This is a genomic window from Pseudomonas sp. 10B238 (genome assembly GCF_000970615.1).
In the GTDB taxonomy this organism is placed as follows: domain Bacteria; phylum Pseudomonadota; class Gammaproteobacteria; order Pseudomonadales; family Pseudomonadaceae; genus Stutzerimonas.
Map to the genome: position 1 here is coordinate 178,133 of NZ_KQ033933.1, position 17,305 is coordinate 195,437.

Below are 17,305 nucleotides of genomic sequence, written 5' to 3' on the forward strand. Positions count from 1 at the left end.
CGGGCTACGCCGGTAATGCGGCCACAACCGACAGCTCAACCAGGATCTCGGCCTCGCAAAGCTTGGCCTCCACCGTGGCACGCGCCGGCGCGACGCCTTCCGGCAGCCACTGATCCCAGACCGCATTCATGCCAGCGAAATCGGCATCGATGTCCTTCAGGTAAATGGTCACCGAAAGGATGTGCTGCTTATCGGTACCGGCCTGCCGCAGGAGGCGTTCGATATTGTCGAGCGTCTCACGGGTCTGTTGTTCGATCCCCGCATTCATGTCCTCGCCCACTTGGCCGGCCAGATAAACCGTGTTGCCGTGGATGACGATCTGGCTCATGCGAGCGTTAGTGTGCAGGCGCTGTATGGGCATGCTTGTGCGATTCCTTGTGGGTGCCATAGCGGGAAATATCGAGGCCGTCGGTACTGATCTGCGTGCGCTTTTTCGCCAGCATGTCCGCCAGCAAGCGACCAGAACCACAGGCCATGGTCCAGCCCAGGGTACCGTGCCCGGTGTTCAGATACAGATTGCGATAGCTTGTGCCGCCAATGATCGGTGTTCCATCCGGTGTGGCCGGGCGCAGGCCGGTCCAGAGTTCGGCCGTACTCGGGTCGCCACCCTGCGGGAACAGATCGCCGACGACCATTTCCAGCGTTTCTCGCCGGCGCGGATTGAGCGAAAGGTCATGGCCTGCAATTTCGGCCATGCCGCCCACCCGGATGCGCTGATCGAAACGGGTAATGGCGACCTTGTAGGTCTCGTCGAGCACGGTGGAAACCGGCGCCATCGCGGGGTCGCTGATCGGTACGGTCAATGAATAGCCCTTGAGCGGATACACCGGCGCGCGGATGCCGAGCGGCTTGAGCATCTGCGGGCTGTAGCTGCCCAGCGCCAGCACGTAGCGATCGGCCTTTTCCAGCTTGCCATTGATCCAGACGCCCTCAAGCTGGTCACCGGCAAACTGCAGCCGCTGGATGTCCTGGTTAAAACGGAACTCGACGCCCAGCTCGCGGGCCATTTCGGCGAGCTTGGTGGTGAACATCTGGCAATCGCCGGTCTGGTCATTAGGCAGGCGAAGCGCACCACTGAGCTTGTCCGATACCTTCGCCAGCGCCAGCTCGGCGTGTGCGATGCCGGCGCGATCGAGCAGTTCATAGGGCACGCCGGAAGCATCCAGCACGGCGATGTCCTTGGCGGCGTTATCGAGCTGTGCCTGGGTGCGGAACAGTTGGGTCGTGCCGCACTGCCGGCCTTCGTAATCGATACCGGTTTCAGCGCGCAGCTCATCAAGGCAATCGCGGCTGTATTCGGACAGCCGCACCATGCGCTCCTTGTTCACCGCGTAGCGCGCTGCCGTGCAGTTGCGCAGCATCTGCGCCATCCACAGGTATTGCTGAATGTCGCCCGTGAGCTTGATGGCAAGCGGGGCATGGCGTTGCATCAGCCATTTCATGGCCTTCAAAGGTACGCCAGGCGCGGCCCAGGGCGACGCGTAACCGGGGGAAACCTGGCCGGCATTGGCGAAGCTCGTCTCCATCGCCACGGCTGGCTGACGGTCAACCACCACAACCTCGAAGCCAGCCCGCGCCAGATAGTAGGCACTGGTGGTACCGATCACGCCGCTTCCCATAACCAGAACACGCATCGCCGTCTCCCACCCGTGCTGCCGGGCTTTTTCGAGTCACTGTTAATGCGGAGTATAGAAAGCGCTATGTAGTGGTTTTCGCTATATAACAGGCTATATTTGCGATTTATTCACGCCTGCAACCGCATATATAGAGGCGATACGCCTATGCGCACTAAGCATCAAACCCGCCGCGAGCTGGACAAGATCGACCGCCAGATCCTTCGCCTGCTGCAGGCCGAAGGACGCATGCCATTTACCGAACTGGGCGAGCGTATCGGCCTGTCGACCACGCCGTGTACGGAGCGCGTTCGACGTCTGGAGCGCGAGGGCATCATCATGGGTTACACGGCGAGGCTGAACCCGCAGCATCTGAAAGGCGGATTGCTGGTATTCGTCGAGATCAGCCTGGCCTACAAGTCAGGCGACATCTTCGAAGAGTTTCGCCGTGCCGTGCTCAAGCTGCCTCATGTCCTGGAGTGCCATCTGGTTTCGGGGGACTTTGACTACCTGATCAAGGCGCGGATATCGGAAATGGCCTCCTACCGCAAGTTGCTCGGCGACATCCTGCTTAAGCTGCCGCATGTGCGCGAGTCGAAAAGCTACATCGTGATGGAAGAGGTCAAGGAATCGCTGGAACTGCCGGTGCCGGAGTAGGAGCCGGAAGCCGATCAGAGTTCGCTGCCAGATCAACCCAAATCCCGGCGCATCAAAAGCCGAGCCGAACGAGCCGTTGGGTCAGCCGTTAGCCAACCGAGAACCGTCAGGTTTTGCTTCAGCCTCGCGCGGCTTTTGCTCTGCAATAAACATCCGGTCTACCCTTCGGTCCATGCAAACCGTCCAAGGCTCGACCATGACCACCCCGCAATCAGCTGCTCGCGCGCAGCACCACGCGTCGTCCTACTACGCGGCCACCACCAATCGCACCCTTGATCTCAAGCACTTGCAAGGTGAGCTGGAGGCGGACGTCTGCATCGTCGGGGGCGGCTTCAGCGGTCTCAATACGGCGATCGAACTGGCCGAGCGCGGCCTCTCCGTAGTGCTGTTGGAAGCCCACCTGATCGGTTGGGGCGCTAGCGGGCGCAACGGCGGACAGCTGATTCGTGGAGTGGGGCATGACGTCGAGCAGTTTCAGCCGGTGCTGGGTGACGACGGCGTGGACAGCCTCAAACGTATGGGTTTCGAAGCGGTGGACATCGTGCGCGAGCGCATCGAGCGCTACGCCATCGATTGCGACCTGACCTTGGGTTACTGCGATCTGGCAACGAAACAACGGCACGTAGAAGGCTTCGAAGCAGACTATGCCGATCTCCAGCGTCTGGGCTATCCGCACCCATTGAGGCTCCTGCCAAGAGACGCGATGGGCGAAGTCATCGGTTCTGATCGCTACGTGGGCGGTCTGATCGACAGGGGCTCGGGCCATCTTCATCCACTCAACCTGGCATTGGGCGAAGCAGCCGCAGCCCTATCGCTAGGCGTGCAGCTGTACGAACGATCCGCTGTCGAACGGATCGATTACGGTCAGCAGGTTCGGGTTCACACCGCGCAGGGCAGCGTGCGTGCCCGTCAGCTCGTGCTGGCCGGCAATGCTTACTTGGGTTCTCTGAACAAATCACTGGCGGGCAAGGTGCTACCGGCCGGCAGTTACATCATTGCCACCGAGCCGCTTCCCGAGGACGTCAGACAGGAATTGCTGCCGCAGAACATGGCGGTCTGCGATCAGCGAGTGGCGCTGGACTACTTCCGCCTGTCGGCCGATGGCCGGCTGCTATTTGGCGGCGCCTGCCACTACTCCGGACGCGACCCGAAGGACATCGCCGCCTACATGCAACCGAAGATGCTCGAGGTGTTCCCCCGCCTACGAAACACCCGAATCGATTACCAATGGGGCGGCATGATTGGCATCGGCGCCAACCGGCTGCCACAAATTGGACGACTGCCAGACCAGCCCAACGTCTACTACGCCCAGGCCTATGCCGGACACGGCCTGAACGCCACGCACCTGGCAGGACGCCTGCTCGGCGAGGCCATCAGCGGGCAGCTCGCGGGACGCTTCGACCTGTTCTCCCGTGTGCCACACCCGACCTTCCCTGGCGGTCAGCGTCTGCGCTCGCCACTGCTGGCCCTCGGCATGCTCTGGCACCGGCTTAAAGACCAGTTCTGAATTTCGCCGTTGCGCTGGCGTCCAAACTGTCGAGGAACATAACAATCGACAGGAGTGACCTTGCGCCTGCACCTGCTCCTTGTGGCAGTGCTATTCCTGGTTGGCTGTGCCGGCCAGATTACACCCGCCCCAACGTCTTACGCGCTGCCCAACCAGAACTCGGCACTGACCCAGCAAGTCGAGGCGCTGGCGGCCAAGCAGCCTGCGGGCACCTCCGGATTTCGCCTGCTGTCCGACAGTGCCGACGCCTTTTCGGCGCGTATCCAGATGATTCGCCAGGCCAGGGCGAGTCTCGACGTGCAGTACTACATTGTCCACGATGGCTTGAGCACCCGCGCGCTCATAGAAGAGGTGGTGCGTGCGGCGGACCGCGGCGTCAGGGTACGGCTGCTGCTTGATGACACCACGAGCGACGGTAGCGACTACCAGATCGCCACTCTGGCGGCACACCCGCACATCCTGATCCGCGTCTTCAACCCCTTGCATATCGGCCGCAGCACCGTGATTACCCGTTCGCTCGGGCGGTTGCTCAACCTATCCCAACAACACCGCCGCATGCACAACAAGCTGATGCTGGCCGACAGCAGCCTGGCCATCGTCGGCGGGCGCAATCTGGGCGATGAATACTTCGATGCCGATCAGAGTTTCAACTTCACTGACATCGATCTACTCGCCGCCGGCCCGGTTGCCGAGCAATTGGCGGTCAGCTTCGACCAGTACTGGAACCACACGCTGAGCGTGCCGATCCAGCAGTTCTTGCGTCATCCGCCCAACAAGGACGAGCTTGAACTGGCGCGCCGCGATATCACCCGCTACCTCCAAGCCGAACGACAAAAGGACGAGCGCCGCTATCAGCATTTGATGGGCGGGCTGCAGGAGCCATCTCCGCGCGACTGGCTGACCGATCTGATATGGGCGCCTGGCGAAGCGCTTTGGGATCACCCCGACAAGATCGAAGCACCCGGCATTCCAGATGAAAGTCTGCTGCTGACCACTCAGCTGCAGCCGAGCATGGACGGCGTGCGACGATCCCTGACGCTGATCTCCGCTTATTTCGTGCCGACTGAACAAGGTGCTGCATACCTCGCCGGACACGCCAGAAACGGCGTTGCGGTACAGGTCTTGACCAATTCTCTGGAGGCCACCGACGTGCCGGCCGTGCATGGCGGCTATGCGCCCTATCGGGCCGATCTGCTAAAAGCGGGAGTGAGATTGTTCGAGTTGCGCCGACAACCGGACCAGGAGACCCGCTTCAGTATCAGTGGCGATTCCGAATCCAGCCTGCACAGCAAGGCAGCGGTGTTCGACCAGGAGCGGGTCTTTCTCGGCTCGCTGAACTTCGACCCTCGCTCAGTTCTGTGGAACACCGAAGTCGGCATCCTTATTGACAGTCCAGAATTGGCTCGCGAGGTGCACAAGCTTTCGCAGGAGGGCACTTCGCCTGCCGTCAGCTATGAAGTGCGACTGATCGAGCGCAACGGCGTGCGGCGGTTGATCTGGATCGCCGAGGATGACGGGCAGCGAAAGGTATTGCTGCAAGAACCGGGCGGTGCTTGGCGACGGTTCAATGCCTGGTTCAGCCGGGTGATTGGCCTCGAGCGGATGCTCTGAGCGACTACAACTGGCGCAAGTGGTTTCGTGTCACTTCAGCCAATCTTGCCGCGCAAACGGCCGCCGATCCAAAAATAGCTCTTTTGTGTGATACCAGAGCGCCACCCCTTGGCTAGGCTACCGAGCTGATGCCGTGCTGGTCCCGACCGCCTGGCACTTTGCTTCTATAAAAATAAAAAGGAGCGCGACATGAATCATCGCAAATGGCTATGGATGGTGGTTTTGCTGGCGTGCTGGTTCCCAGCTCTGCTCAATCCTGCCCATGCTCAAACCTACACTGCGCTGGAAAGCATGCAGATCCACGCCAACCGAGCGACCAGCAGCCTGTTGCTCTATCGAGGCGAAGGTTTCCAGAAGGCGCACCTGGCCCGAATGGAAAGCGACCTCAAAGCGCTAGCAGACAGGGTCGACAGCTTTCCCGGCGCCGGCAACGATCTGAACCAATTGCATCAAGTCTTACAGACAACGCTTCGCGAAGGCGCAAGCTTCGGCCGCAAGGAAGACGACATGCCTTGGGGTTGGCCGCTGCAGATGAGCAAGGCGCTGCGCGATTTCCTAACGGCTGTGCGCAGCCAGCAAGGCGCCAACGTTCGCGCCGAGCTGCCAGCCAAGGTGGAATACCTCACCGTGCAGTACCTCAGCCGCGCCTATGTAGGCTCATTCGAAACCGCCCGCGAACAACCGGATACCTACCTCGGCCAGGACGAGCGCCGCCTCGTACCGTCGATCGACGAGCAACTGGCTGCGCTGGATGGCAAATCGAACGTGGCCATTGCCAAGCTCAAAACACGTTGGGAGTTCCTCAAGGTGGCGCTCGAAGACATGAACAGCGGCAACAACAGCTTTAACACTGCGTCAGGCCGCGCGTTCGCCCCGATCATGGTTGATCGCCACGCGCGCAGCCTCAGCGATCAATGGATGGCGCTCGCCCCTGACTGAGCGCCCTCCTGTCAGGCATCGGCCGGCTGCTGGCGCAGTTGAACCGGGCCAACACGCGCTTCGATCGCGTGGCGCAGGGGTTCGCGCAGACCGAAGATGAAGCCCAGCTCAGCAGCAACGAACAGTGGCCCGATGATCAGCCCGGTCAGATCGTCGACGAACGCAGGCTTGCGTCCTTCGAAGTAGTGGCCGATGAACTGGATAATCCAGCCGACTACAAATAAACCGCCACCGGCGCTCAGCCACAGCGCCGTCGATTGCTGCGCAAGCGCTGCACCGCCCCAGACGCAGAGCAACAGCACCGCCCCCATGAGCACGCCGAAGCGCAGATCCAACCGAAGATAAAACAGCGTCGAGATCAAGGCGACCAGCGCAACCGGGCTCAGCCATAGCCCGAACGCCTCCACACCTGGACGCGACAACAGCACGGCGACAGCCAGCACGATCATCGGAATGCCGATGAAATGGCTGAGCAGATTGCGCGGGTCTCGGTGATAGGCCGCGTATTGGGCGAGGTGATCGGTGAGTGTTTTCATGGGGACGAGCTCCGAATAGCCTGACTGGCAAGCTTAGCCAGCTCGGCAAGGTGCCGCGCGGTGTCGAGTGGTGGTTGAGCGCCAAAGGTCATGGCGCTTGCGCCAATCGGCGGCTCAGCTAGGGCTCCGGACGATAGCCCAATCGCAGGCCACCCCAGTGACGGCTGTTCACCATGATCGGCACCGACAGGTCATGCATCAGCTCTCCGGTATCGCGGCTATAGGTCTGCAACAACACCTTGCGCTCGTGGCTGCCACAGCGCGCGCCGGTGCGGTCATTGAACAAGCGCTTGCTGCGGCTCTTGACCTTATCAATCTCCGGATCGCCGACCGGGGGCTGGCTGAAGGCGCGGTTGTGGGTCGGCACGTATCCGTCCGGCGTGGTCGCGATGGCGTAGATCAACGCCTCGTTGCGCGCGAGCAACGGCTCCTGGATGGCAGGCAGTACTTCGTCGGCATAACGATCGAAACGGGTGTTGTAGCGGATAGGATTGGTGCCCGGCTGCGCCCGGTAATTGCGATCAAACAGATCGTCGACACCCAGGCGCCCGGCTTTCAGATCCGCCTCGAAACGCGCCCCGATGGCAGCTGCCGCTTCGCGCGCGAGATCGTAAACATCTTGGTGGTAGGCATCGAGTTGCACCTCGGCGAGCTGTTCGCTGACGGTTTCCGCCTGCTCTACCAGCTTCTCTGCCGCCTTCTCCAGCTGGCGGGTCTGGGTCTCGCTCTCCAGAGCGTCTCCACGCAACTGCTCTACCGCGACGAACAACTGCGCGAGTCGCTCATGATTGCTTGCCGTGCCGGCAGCGATTTCCGCCACCTGGGTTTCGACATTGCCAGCCAACTCGGCAATTCCAGTGAGCTGAACGCCTGTCCCTGCGATCTGTGCGGCGGCTTCGTCCAGTTCGCTGGCCTGCTTCTGGATATGGCTGACCACCGCGCCACTTTGCTCGCGGATATCGCTAACCATCCGACCCACCTCTTCGGTAGCACTGCTGGTGCGACCGGCCAGGTTTCGCACCTCATCAGCCACCACGGCAAAGCCACGCCCGGCCTCACCGGCGCGTGCCGCCTCGATCGCCGCGTTGAGTGCAAGCAGGTTGGTCTGGCTGGCAATCGACTGAATCACATCGGTGATCTGGCGGATTTCTTCGGTGCGCGCCGAGAGTCCGTCGAGCAGTTCGCGGCTGGCCTTGGTCTGTGCGCTGAGCTGCTGCATGCGTTCGATGGCGTGTTGGAGTTCGACACGCCCACTATCGCTGCTACGCCGCACGGCTTCGGCCGCTTCCAACGCCTGCCGTGCTCGGGCAGCGCTGTCCTGTTCGGTCGCCGTCATCGCCTCGGCGCCATTGGCGATCTCGCTGACCGCAACCAGCTGTGATTGCAACCGTGCCGCCAGTTGCTCAGCGCTGAACGACACTTGAGCTGCCGACAGGGCGTTATGACAGGTATGCCGGGAGAGGCTCTTGCTCAGGGCAGCGGAACTCAGCTCGCCGGCGTCCTCTGCAACCGGGGTGCCCGTCTCCCTGCGCCAAGGGCCGAACCAAGGCCATAGGGCAAGCAACAGGATCGAGATCGCGGTCAGATAGAACGGCAACTCCATCCAGCCATGAAACGACAGCAGCCCCAGCAGGGCCGCTGCGTGCAACAGACAGGCCTTGGGGTGAAGGCGGAAGGTAGGGCGCATCGTTGGCCTCTTGTTTTCGTCCGGTAAAAAGGCGTTGTACCACCTCTGCCAACAAAGAACATTGTCCCTTGGTGGCACATGGCCTTGCCGGACTGGAAACGATTACACACCCGTCGCCGCCCGGCATGGCCGAGTTACCGGGTTAGCGGCTGGACGCGGCCAACCTTAAGCGGCCGTCAAGCCTGACCGTACGTCAGGCCACCGCTTTTTAGCGAGACTGATCCGGAGCCGTCAGCGGCAGACCGAGCTGTACCCGGCGGCGTAGCCAAGGGCTCGGACGATAGCGCGGTTCGTGACCATAGCAGCGCTGCATGCCCTCCAGGATAGTCAGGATTCGAGCCGGGTTGTAATGCGCGGCGAAGCCCAGCGGCCCCTTTGGATAGCCAAGGGCCACCGTGACCGCGCGGTCGAGCGTTTCTGGGGAAGCGATGCCCTTCTGGGCGATCTCACAGCCAAGGTTGACGATGCTGGCCACGATGCGTTGGCTGACGAACCCCGGAGAGTCGTTGATCACCTCGACCGGCACGCCGTCGGCGCCCAACGCCTGGCGTGCCTGAGCCTCCAATGCTGGGTCGAGCGCTGGTTGACGCATCAGCACGCGGCGTTTTTCAAGGTCACTGAAGAGGTCGAGCGCCATGGTGCGCACGCCGGGCAGCCCCAGGCGCTCGATACAGCTACTCGCATCTTCTCCTAGCGGCGTGATCAGACAGATTGCTTGGTCCGAAGGCTCGGCACCCTCCTCGAGAATCGCGCCGGCCTGCTGCAATACCGACCTGATGGAGCTGCGCAGGTCGGGCTCGATACTGTCGAGCCAAAACGGTCGATCAATGCTTACCGGCTCGAAGCGGGGCTCAGGCGTGCGGATCTGCTGGCCGTCTTCGTAGCGATAGAAACCCTGGCCGGTTTTGCGACCGAGCAAACCGGCCGCCACCCGCTGCGCGGCGAGGTAAGACGGTGTGTAGCGCGGATCGTAGTAGAACTGGTCATGCACCGACTCCATCACCGCGTGGGAAATATCCAACCCGGTCAGGTCGAACAATTCGAACGGGCCCATTCGAAACCCGGGCCCGTCCCGCAAAATACGGTCGATCTGTTCCGGCGTGGCGATGCCCTCGCTAAGGATGCGCTGCGCCTCGGTGCCATAGGCACGACCGGCGTGATTGACCAGAAACCCGGGAGTATCCGGCGTAATCGCAGGGAAGTGCCCCGCGTGCTCGGCCAGTTGCACCAAGCGCTCAATGACCATCGGGTCGGTGCGCTCGCCGCGCACCACTTCGACAAGTTTCATCAGCGTCACTGGATTGAAGAAGTGATACCCAGCCACCCGCTCGGGGCGCGCGCAGGCACTGGCAATGCGGGTCACGGACAATGAGGAGGTGTTGGTCGCCAGGACGGCGTCGCCCGCAACCAGACCTTCAAGCTCGACAAACAGGCTCTGCTTGGCTTCCAGGTTTTCGACGATGGCTTCGATCAGCAGATCGCAGCCGGACAGCTCGGCCAGCTGATGGGCTGGCTGCATGCGCTCCAGAATCGCCGGCAGCTCATCGGCGCCCAAACGTCCCTTGGCCACGCTGCGCTCAAGCAGTTCACGGTTGAACTGCAGGGCTTGATCGATGGTTTCGGGCCGAGCGTCATACAACCAGACCTGCTGACCAGCGCTGGCAAATAGCTGTGCGATGCCGCGCCCCATGGCGCCGGCGCCGATAATGCCGATACGGGAAAACATGGGAACCTCCTCAGTGGATGGCGTTGCGATTCTGAAATATGATCGACCGATATTCCGCAGTGCGAAACCATGTTCCATCTATTTGAACCTGAGCCTAAAGACTGCCAGACTCCATAGCAAGCCATCCGTGATCGAGCGCCATGTCCGCTTCCGACTATTCGTCCGCCCAACTCCAGCAGGTCCACGCCTCCGTTACCGGTTTCTTCCAAGACATCGGCTGCGACCTGCTCGCCTACGGTCCGGAGCACGCCACGCTCGCCCTGACTCTGCTGCCGCGCCATTTGAACAATGCTAGCAACATGCACGGTGGCGTCATGGCGACCTTGATGGATGTTGCGATGGGCCTATGCGGCACTTGGGAAGCCGACCCGGCGGACCGGCGTGTCGCGATAACGCTGTCGATGAACATCAACTTCAGCGCAGCTGCTGTGGCGGGCAGTCGCATCAGGGCGCAGGCTCGATGCCGCTCTGCTGGCCACAAGGTGTTTATGGCCAGCTGCGACTTGCTGGATGAGCAGGATCAATTAATCGCGTTCGGCGAGGGTGTGTTCAAGCGCGGCTCGCTTCGACGGGAGCTCCCGGCCTAGATGACCGCCCTGCTGCCACTGGCTCTGTTCTTTGAGCTGCTGGCTCTAATCACCCGAATTCAGCCGATGAGTGTTATCAGCGGCGCCCTGCTGAGCCTGTTCTTCATCTGGCATTGGCGCTCGCTGATGCCCTATCCACGTCGGCTCGGGGTCGTCACCGCTGCACTGCTCGGCTACTGGCTGTTGTCTGGCGAAGCAAACTGGCAGCAGGGCGCGCGAATGTTGTCGTCAGCCGCCTATTACGCAGCCTTTATTGGCGCGCTGGGTCTGATGCACTGCCTGGTCAAGCGTCTGCAGCAACTCAGCGAGTTGCATCGCCTCCTGCTGGCCGGCCCTCGCACATGGCTCTACCCGGGCTATCTGCTGAGCACATTCGCGATCAGCTCGGTGCTCAGTTTCGGCATGCTCAACCTGATATGTGGCTCGCTGGAAAATCATCTTGCACGCCGTCCATACAGCGATCGTCAGCGCCGCGAAGGCCGCCGCGGCGTGATGGTTACCGCTCTGCGAGGGTTCGCCCTGGTGCCTTTGCTGGCGCCGACGAGCGTTGCGGTGGCGATCCTCACCCGCGAGCTCGGCATTAGCTGGAGCACGTTACTACCCTTCGGCCTGCTAGGCGGGCTGATCCTGCTGTTGTTCGGCTGGCCGGTGGAGAACCGTCGCTTGCAGCAGTTGGCGGACTATCCGGTCGTCGATGCCGGCTCGGACACCCAGCAAGCCGGTGGCCGCCTGAATGGCCTGTTGTTGGGCAGCCTGATCGGCATCGCGCTGATCGCCCTGCTGGCCGCCCTTACCTGGCTCTCCGCCACCCAGGCCGCGATGCTGACGGTGCCGACCGCCGTGATCGTGATCCTGCTCTGGCAGCGGACCGCGCCGCGCCAGGTGTTCAGTGAGGTCAGTGAAACATTGATCGGCATGCGCAACGAGACATTCATCTTTGCCAGCTCGGCATTACTGGCCGGGTTGGTTGCAGCCGTCTTGCCGGTGCATCACCTGGCGGATCAGCTCGGAAGCACGCCGATGGCACTGTTCGGGCTGGGTGCGGTCGGTGCGCTGGCGGTCATGGCATTGGCGTTACTTGGCGTCGCGCCGCTGATCTCATTGAATCTCTGCGCCGCGCTACTGGCGCAACTGGCGAGCCAGGGCCTGGCGGTGACGCAACCGGCTGTGGCGCTGTTGTTCGGGTTTTCACTGGCCATGCTCCTCTCGCCCTACGGCCCCTCAGCCGTACTGTTGGCCCGCCACGCCCAGCTGTCACCCTGGCGCATCGCTGTCGGCTGGAATGGGCGTTTCGTCCTCAGCGTATTGATCCCACTGCTGCTGATACCCCTGCTGGCATGAGGACCCTCGGCTCACATCCAGCCGTATTCGGCCATCGACAATGGTTCGCCATCTCCGACAATGAAATGATCGAGCACTCGCACATCGATCAATGCCAGGGCATCGCTGAGCTTGCGGGTCAGCTGACGGTCAGCCTGACTCGGCTCGGCGACACCGGATGGGTGATTGTGGGTCAGGATGACGGCTGCGGCATTCTGCGCCAGCGCGCGCTTGACCACCTGGCGGGGGTAGACGCTGGCTCCGTCGATGGTGCCGTGGAACAGCACCTCGAAGGCCAACACCCGGTGTTTGGAATCAAGGAAAAGACAGGCAAAGAGCTCGTGCGGCTCGTGCCGCAGACGCGCCTTGAGATAGTCACGCACTGCCTGCGGGCTTTCCAGCGCTGAGTCACGACGGATGCGCTCAGCCAGATGCCGTCTTGCCATTTCCAATACGGCTTGCAGTTGGGCGAACTTGGCCGGCCCGAGCCCCAGGTGTGCGCTGAACTGTTCGCGGTCGCTTTCCAGCAGCGCACGCAGGCTGCCGAACTCATTGAGCAGGTACCGCGCCAGATCCACCGCGCTTTTCCCGGCCACGCCGGTGCGCAAAAAAATCGCCAGCAGCTCCGCATCGGACAGGGCCGATGCGCCTTGCTCCAACAGCTTTTCCCGCGGCCGTTCCGCCGCCGGCCAGTCACGAATGCTCATGCCACCTCCATGTCGAGCGTGCCCCTCGTCCTGTGAGGGCGCTGTGCTATCTTAGCGGCCTTTTATCCACGGCAACCGGTCCTCATCGGAACCAGTTCTCACCCCGTAACAAGGCAGGCCTATGCAGCGGCTTTATCGTAAACGCATCGTCCTGGGCGTCGGCGGCGGCATCGCCGCTTACAAGAGCGCGGAGCTGGTGCGCCGGCTACGCGACCAGGGCGCCGAAGTGCGCGTCGTGATGACCAGCGGCGGCCGTGAATTCATCACGCCGCTAACCCTCCAGGCCCTGTCTGGCCATCCGGTTCACCTCGACCTGCTGGACCCTGCGGCAGAAGCCGCGATGGGCCATATCGAGCTGGCCCGGTGGGCCGACTTGGTACTGGTAGCGCCAGCTACGGCTGATTTGATGGCACGCCTGGCCCAGGGCGTTGCCAACGACCTGTTGACCACGCTCGTACTGGCGACCAACGCACCGGTTGCACTGGCCCCAGCCATGAATCAGGCCATGTGGGCAGATCCCGCCACCCAAGCCAACCGCGCGCTACTTGAGCAACGAGGGATCCGCCTGTTCGGCCCGGCTTCTGGTAGCCAGGCCTGTGGCGATGTGGGTCTTGGCCGTATGCTTGAAGCGGATGACCTGGCTCAGGCCGCTGCTGACTGTTTCGAACGCAGCCTGTTAACCGGAAAGCACCTGTTGATCACCGCAGGTCCGACCCAGGAAAACATTGATCCGGTGCGGTACATCACCAATCACAGTTCCGGGAAGATGGGATTTGCCCTTGCCGAAGCCGCCGCCGAGGCCGGTGCGCGCGTGACCCTGGTCGCCGGGCCGGTGTTCCTGCCTACGCCCGACCGCGTTCAGCGCATCGACGTGGTCAGCGCCCGCGACATGCTCGCTGCGTGTGAAGCAGCGATGCCTTGCGACCTGTTCATTGCCGCTGCAGCCGTTGCCGACTACCGCCCGGAAGTCGTTGCGCCGCATAAACTGAAGAAAGACCCCGCCAAGGGCGACGGCCTGCTGCTGCAGATGGTTCGCAACCCCGACATCCTCGCAACGCTAGCCGGACGGCCGGACCGGCCGTTTAGCGTCGGCTTCGCCGCCGAGACCGAAAACCTGCTGGAGTACGCCACGCGCAAGCTGCGGGACAAAAATCTCGACCTGATCGTGGCCAATGACGTCGCCAACCCGAGCATTGGCTTCAACAGCGAAGAAAACGCCGTCACGGTGATCGACCGCCAGCAGTACGAAACCCGTTTCAGCCAGGCCAGCAAAGGGCACATTGCTCGTCAGCTGATTGCCTTCATCGCCGACCGTTACCACCAGGCCTGACCATGCACAAACTTCAAGCAAAAATTCTCGACCCCCGTCTTGGCACGGATTTCCCGCTGCCCGCGTATGCCACCAGCGGCTCCGCCGGGCTCGACCTGCGCGCCATGCTGCAAGCCGATACGACGCTGGAACCGGGGCAGACACTGTTGATCCCAACCGGCCTGTCCATCCATATCGCCGACCCTAACCTGGCGGCGCTAGTCCTGCCGCGCTCTGGCTTGGGGCACAAGCACGGCATCGTGCTGGGCAACCTGGTCGGGCTGATCGACTCGGATTATCAAGGCGAGTTGATGGTGTCCTGCTGGAACCGCGGCCAGACCAGCTTCAACATCGCCATAGGGGAGCGCATCGCCCAGCTGATGCTGGTGCCGGTGATCCAAGCGCAATTCGAACTGGTGAACGAGTTCGATGGCAGTGAGCGTGGCGCCGGCGGCTTCGGCCACTCTGGCAGTCACTGAGATAGTTCTCGCCTTTTTCAGGACGAACCGAGGAGCTCCATGAAACTCTTCAAGCGCACCGCCAAGGACGACGGAGTTCTCAACCCCGCCGATACCGCCCCCTCCCGCCCGCGCCGTAGCGTCGGCCTGAAGACGCTCACACCCGGACTAATCCCGGGGCTGCTGGGGCTCGTGGTCGCTGGCGCGTTGCTTTGGACCGCCCATCAGAGCAGTCAACAGCAGCAAGCCCGCGAACTCGCCAACGCGTGGGGTCAGAGCCAAGCTTCGGCGATCAATCAGGCGCTCCGCCAACTGGCCGAAGACACGCGCGCTGCCGCCAGCGATCCGCAACTGCTCGAAGCACTGCGTAGCGAGCAGCCGCATCAGATACGTGCCGTCGAACGTGAGCTCGGCTACCGGGACGGCGTCATAGATGCGCATCTCAGTCTGCGCGGCCAAGCGCGAACGGATGCCAGCCGGCCTGGACCGCTGAATTTTTCCGCACTGGATATGCTGCAGCGCGCCGAGAACGGGCAAACGCCTGCAACCGAAGCGTTCAAGGTCGGCAACCGCTGGTTGCTCTACAGCGCGGCGCCGTTGCGTCTGGCTCCCGAGCAGCCGATTCAGGGCACCCTCCTGTTGGTAACCAGCCTGGAGCGCTTCCTGGCCACCCTGCCGCAGTTGCCGACCGAAGCCGGGCAATTGCGGCTGGCGCAACAATTCAACGGAGCTCCGACACAGCTTTTGGTTCAGCGTGGCGGGGCTGGCCTGGATCAGGCGTCAATAGAGCTGCCAAGCAACAACCCGAACTGGAAGATCAGTTTCTTGCCTGCATCGGAGCTTGGCACTGCGGGCCATTCGCCTATACCGATACTGGGGGCGGCCCTGGCGGCCCTCTGCGGGCTGCTGCTCGGCCTGCAGGCAGTCCTTAGCGCACAGCAAAGGAGGCTCCGTGAAGATGTCTTGCATCTGGGCCAGATGGTTCAGGAACTCTCCAACGGCAAGACCATCAAAACACCGACCTTGAGCCTGCCGGCGCTCGACGCACTGGCCAAGAGTCTGGTCCGACTGCCGCTCCGCACCGCCGGGATGTCATCGACCAAAACCCCGACTGCAGAGCAGCCCGCGGTTCGGCAAGCCCCATCTACCGAATATGTCGACCCTCTTTTCCAGGACACCGACATTCTCGACATCGACATTCTCGACGAGGACCAAGATTGGCTTGGCCTCGATACCAAGGAGCGAGAAAACGCAATGAGCGCCCCTAAAGCCCCGCAACTGCCCGCGAGCATCTTTCGCGCCTATGACATCCGCGGCGTTGTCGGCGACAGCCTGACCACCGAAACCGCTTATTGGATAGGCCGGGCAGTAGGCTCCGAAAGTCTGGCCCAAGGTGAGCCGAACGTGTCGGTCGGCCGCGATGGCCGACTGTCCGGACCTGAGTTGGTCCAGCATCTGATCCAAGGATTGGTGGACAGCGGTTGCAGCGTCAGCGACGTCGGCATGGTGCCGACCCCGGTGCTCTACTATGCCGCCAACGTCCTGGCAGGCAAATCCGGCGTGATGCTCACCGGTAGCCACAACCCGCCGGACTACAACGGCTTCAAGATCGTGATCGCGGGCGACACCCTCGCCAACGAGCAGATCCAAGCGCTACGCCAGCGCATCGAAACCGGCAATCTCAGCGAAGGCGTTGGCCAAGCGGAGCAGGTCGACGTGCTGGAGAGTTACTTCAAGCGCATCCGTGACGACATCGCCGTGGCCAAGCCGATGAAGGTGGTGGTGGACTGCGGCAACGGCGTCGCTGGCGTGATCGCGCCGCAACTGATCGAAGCACTGGGCTGCAAGGTCATACCATTGTTCTGCGACGTTGATGGCAACTTCCCCAACCATCACCCCGATCCGGGCAAGCTGGAAAATCTCGAGGACCTGATCGCCAAGGTCAAATCCGAAAATGCCGACCTGGGCCTGGCGTTCGACGGCGACGGCGACCGTGTCGGCGTGGTTACCAATGCGGGAACTGTGGTCTATCCAGACCGTCTGCTCATGCTGTTCGCGAAGGACGTAGTCTCGCGCAACCCAGGCGCCGACATCATTTTCGACGTCAAATGTACCCGACGCCTGACACCGTTGATCAGTGGCTACGGCGGCCGGCCGGTGATGTGGAAGACCGGTCATTCGCTGATCAAGAAAAAAATGAAAGAGACCGGTGCGCTGCTCGCAGGCGAGATGAGTGGTCACATCTTTTTCAAGGAGCGCTGGTACGGCTTCGATGACGGCATCTACAGCGCCGTGCGGCTGCTGGAGATCCTCAGCCAGGACAAGCGCAACGTGGAACAGGTCTTCTCGGCTTTCCCCAATGACATCTCGACGCCCGAAATCAATATTCAGGTCACCGAGGAAAGCAAGTTCACCATCATCGAGTCGCTGCATCGCGACGCCCATTGGGGCGACGCCAACATCACCACGCTTGATGGTGTGCGGGTCGATTACCCGAAAGGCTGGGGCCTGGTACGCGCGTCGAATACCACACCGGTGCTGGTGCTGCGTTTCGAAGCCGAAACCGAGGAAGAGCTCAAGCGCATACAGGAAGTCTTCCGCGCGCAGCTTTATACTGTCGCGCCTGACCTCACCCTGCCGTTCTGACT

15 protein-coding genes are annotated in these 17,305 nt (G+C 62.0%); 9 read left to right on the forward strand and 6 right to left on the reverse strand.

Features of this window, described 5'->3' with window-relative positions; translation table 11 throughout:
- Positions 1-4: 4 nt before the first annotated feature.
- Both RT21_RS12395 and dadA read right to left on the reverse strand, forming a co-directional pair.
- Entirely contained in the window at positions 5-361 is a 357-nt protein-coding gene (locus tag RT21_RS12395) for a RidA family protein (protein ID WP_046162959.1), read from the reverse strand.
- The gene (gene dadA / locus RT21_RS12400) at positions 336-1,634 is read right to left on the reverse strand and encodes a D-amino acid dehydrogenase (RefSeq protein ID WP_046162960.1); all 1,299 of its coding nucleotides are present in this window, start codon (positions 1,632-1,634) and stop codon (positions 336-338) included. The genes RT21_RS12395 and dadA overlap by 26 nt, the downstream gene beginning before the upstream one ends.
- 147 nt (positions 1,635-1,781) lie before the next feature.
- Between dadA and RT21_RS12405 the strand changes: the two genes are divergently transcribed.
- The 4 genes from RT21_RS12405 (at position 1,782) to RT21_RS23825 (ending at position 6,327) form a co-directional block, all read left to right on the forward strand.
- Positions 1,782-2,270 (forward strand): Lrp/AsnC ligand binding domain-containing protein, encoded by a 489-nt coding sequence (locus tag RT21_RS12405; RefSeq protein WP_045431082.1) that lies wholly within the window; start codon positions 1,782-1,784, stop codon positions 2,268-2,270.
- 196 nt (positions 2,271-2,466) lie between these two features.
- Positions 2,467-3,777: an NAD(P)/FAD-dependent oxidoreductase gene (locus RT21_RS12410; RefSeq protein ID WP_234463464.1), complete on the forward strand. Its 1,311-nt coding sequence runs from the start codon at positions 2,467-2,469 to the stop codon at positions 3,775-3,777.
- A 60-nt stretch (positions 3,778-3,837) separates the two neighbouring features.
- On the forward strand, positions 3,838-5,388 hold the full coding sequence (locus RT21_RS12415; protein WP_046162962.1) for a phospholipase D family protein: 1,551 nt from the start codon (positions 3,838-3,840) through the stop codon (positions 5,386-5,388).
- A 189-nt stretch (positions 5,389-5,577) separates the two neighbouring features.
- Positions 5,578-6,327 (forward strand): hypothetical protein, encoded by a 750-nt coding sequence (locus RT21_RS23825; RefSeq protein WP_046162963.1) that lies wholly within the window; start codon positions 5,578-5,580, stop codon positions 6,325-6,327.
- Between the two features lie 11 nt (positions 6,328-6,338).
- Here RT21_RS23825 and RT21_RS12425 read toward each other — a convergent pair whose 3' ends face one another.
- From RT21_RS12425 to RT21_RS12435, 3 genes are all read right to left on the reverse strand, one after another.
- Positions 6,339-6,863 carry an Mpo1 family 2-hydroxy fatty acid dioxygenase gene (locus RT21_RS12425; RefSeq protein WP_046162964.1) on the reverse strand — a complete coding sequence of 175 codons (525 nt, stop codon included), beginning with the start codon at positions 6,861-6,863 and terminating at the stop codon, positions 6,339-6,341.
- 118 nt (positions 6,864-6,981) lie between these two features.
- Positions 6,982-8,550, reverse strand: a complete 1,569-nt coding sequence (locus RT21_RS12430; protein WP_046162965.1) for a methyl-accepting chemotaxis protein — start codon at positions 8,548-8,550, stop codon at positions 6,982-6,984.
- A gap of 208 nt (positions 8,551-8,758) precedes the next feature.
- A complete protein-coding gene (locus tag RT21_RS12435) occupies positions 8,759-10,276 on the reverse strand; it encodes a 3-hydroxyacyl-CoA dehydrogenase (RefSeq protein ID WP_046162966.1) in 1,518 nt (505 codons plus the stop codon).
- 140 nt (positions 10,277-10,416) lie between these two features.
- On the opposite strand from RT21_RS12435, the gene RT21_RS12440 reads away from it, so the two are divergent.
- Together RT21_RS12440 and RT21_RS12445 are read left to right on the forward strand one after the other, a co-directional pair.
- The gene (locus tag RT21_RS12440; protein WP_046162967.1) at positions 10,417-10,863 is read left to right on the forward strand and encodes a PaaI family thioesterase; all 447 of its coding nucleotides are present in this window, start codon (positions 10,417-10,419) and stop codon (positions 10,861-10,863) included.
- Complete coding sequence (locus RT21_RS12445) at positions 10,864-12,204, forward strand: hypothetical protein (RefSeq protein WP_046162968.1); 1,341 nt, start codon at positions 10,864-10,866, stop codon at positions 12,202-12,204.
- Positions 12,205-12,215: 11 nt separating this feature from the next.
- Here RT21_RS12445 and radC read toward each other — a convergent pair whose 3' ends face one another.
- Positions 12,216-12,890: a RadC family protein gene (radC, locus tag RT21_RS12450; protein ID WP_046162969.1), complete on the reverse strand. Its 675-nt coding sequence runs from the start codon at positions 12,888-12,890 to the stop codon at positions 12,216-12,218.
- Positions 12,891-13,011: 121 nt separating this feature from the next.
- Between radC and coaBC the strand changes: the two genes are divergently transcribed.
- From coaBC to algC, 3 genes are all read left to right on the forward strand, one after another.
- Complete coding sequence (gene coaBC, locus RT21_RS12455; protein WP_046162970.1) at positions 13,012-14,220, forward strand: bifunctional phosphopantothenoylcysteine decarboxylase/phosphopantothenate--cysteine ligase CoaBC; 1,209 nt, start codon at positions 13,012-13,014, stop codon at positions 14,218-14,220.
- Positions 14,221-14,222: 2 nt separating this feature from the next.
- Entirely contained in the window at positions 14,223-14,678 is a 456-nt protein-coding gene (gene dut, locus RT21_RS12460; RefSeq protein WP_046162971.1) for a dUTP diphosphatase, read from the forward strand.
- Positions 14,679-15,911: 1,233 nt separating this feature from the next.
- Positions 15,912-17,303, forward strand: coding sequence for a phosphomannomutase/phosphoglucomutase (gene algC, locus RT21_RS23925; RefSeq protein ID WP_196766751.1), 1,392 nt, complete (start codon positions 15,912-15,914; stop codon positions 17,301-17,303).
- Positions 17,304-17,305 lie beyond the last annotated feature (2 nt).

What these genes read in the sequence shown, in the direction of transcription:
- RT21_RS12440 (WP_046162967.1), top strand. Translation starts at nt 10,417, where the DNA reads ATGTCCGCTTCCGACTATTCGTCCGCCCAACTCCAGCAGGTCCACGCC.
- coaBC (WP_046162970.1), top strand. Translation starts at nt 13,012, where the DNA reads ATGCAGCGGCTTTATCGTAAACGCATCGTCCTGGGCGTCGGCGGCGGC.
- RT21_RS12395 (WP_046162959.1), bottom strand. Translation starts at nt 361, where the DNA reads ATGCCCATACAGCGCCTGCACACTAACGCTCGCATGAGCCAGATCGTC.
- RT21_RS23825 (WP_046162963.1), top strand. Translation starts at nt 5,578, where the DNA reads ATGAATCATCGCAAATGGCTATGGATGGTGGTTTTGCTGGCGTGCTGG.
- RT21_RS12410 (WP_234463464.1), top strand. Translation starts at nt 2,467, where the DNA reads ATGACCACCCCGCAATCAGCTGCTCGCGCGCAGCACCACGCGTCGTCC.
- RT21_RS12435 (WP_046162966.1), bottom strand. Translation starts at nt 10,276, where the DNA reads ATGTTTTCCCGTATCGGCATTATCGGCGCCGGCGCCATGGGGCGCGGC.
- RT21_RS12445 (WP_046162968.1), top strand. Translation starts at nt 10,864, where the DNA reads ATGACCGCCCTGCTGCCACTGGCTCTGTTCTTTGAGCTGCTGGCTCTA.
- dut (WP_046162971.1), top strand. Translation starts at nt 14,223, where the DNA reads ATGCACAAACTTCAAGCAAAAATTCTCGACCCCCGTCTTGGCACGGAT.
- RT21_RS12430 (WP_046162965.1), bottom strand. Translation starts at nt 8,550, where the DNA reads ATGCGCCCTACCTTCCGCCTTCACCCCAAGGCCTGTCTGTTGCACGCA.
- RT21_RS12425 (WP_046162964.1), bottom strand. Translation starts at nt 6,863, where the DNA reads ATGAAAACACTCACCGATCACCTCGCCCAATACGCGGCCTATCACCGA.
- dadA (WP_046162960.1), bottom strand. Translation starts at nt 1,634, where the DNA reads ATGCGTGTTCTGGTTATGGGAAGCGGCGTGATCGGTACCACCAGTGCC.
- RT21_RS12405 (WP_045431082.1), top strand. Translation starts at nt 1,782, where the DNA reads ATGCGCACTAAGCATCAAACCCGCCGCGAGCTGGACAAGATCGACCGC.
- algC (WP_196766751.1), top strand. Translation starts at nt 15,912, where the DNA reads ATGAGCGCCCCTAAAGCCCCGCAACTGCCCGCGAGCATCTTTCGCGCC.
- radC (WP_046162969.1), bottom strand. Translation starts at nt 12,890, where the DNA reads ATGAGCATTCGTGACTGGCCGGCGGCGGAACGGCCGCGGGAAAAGCTG.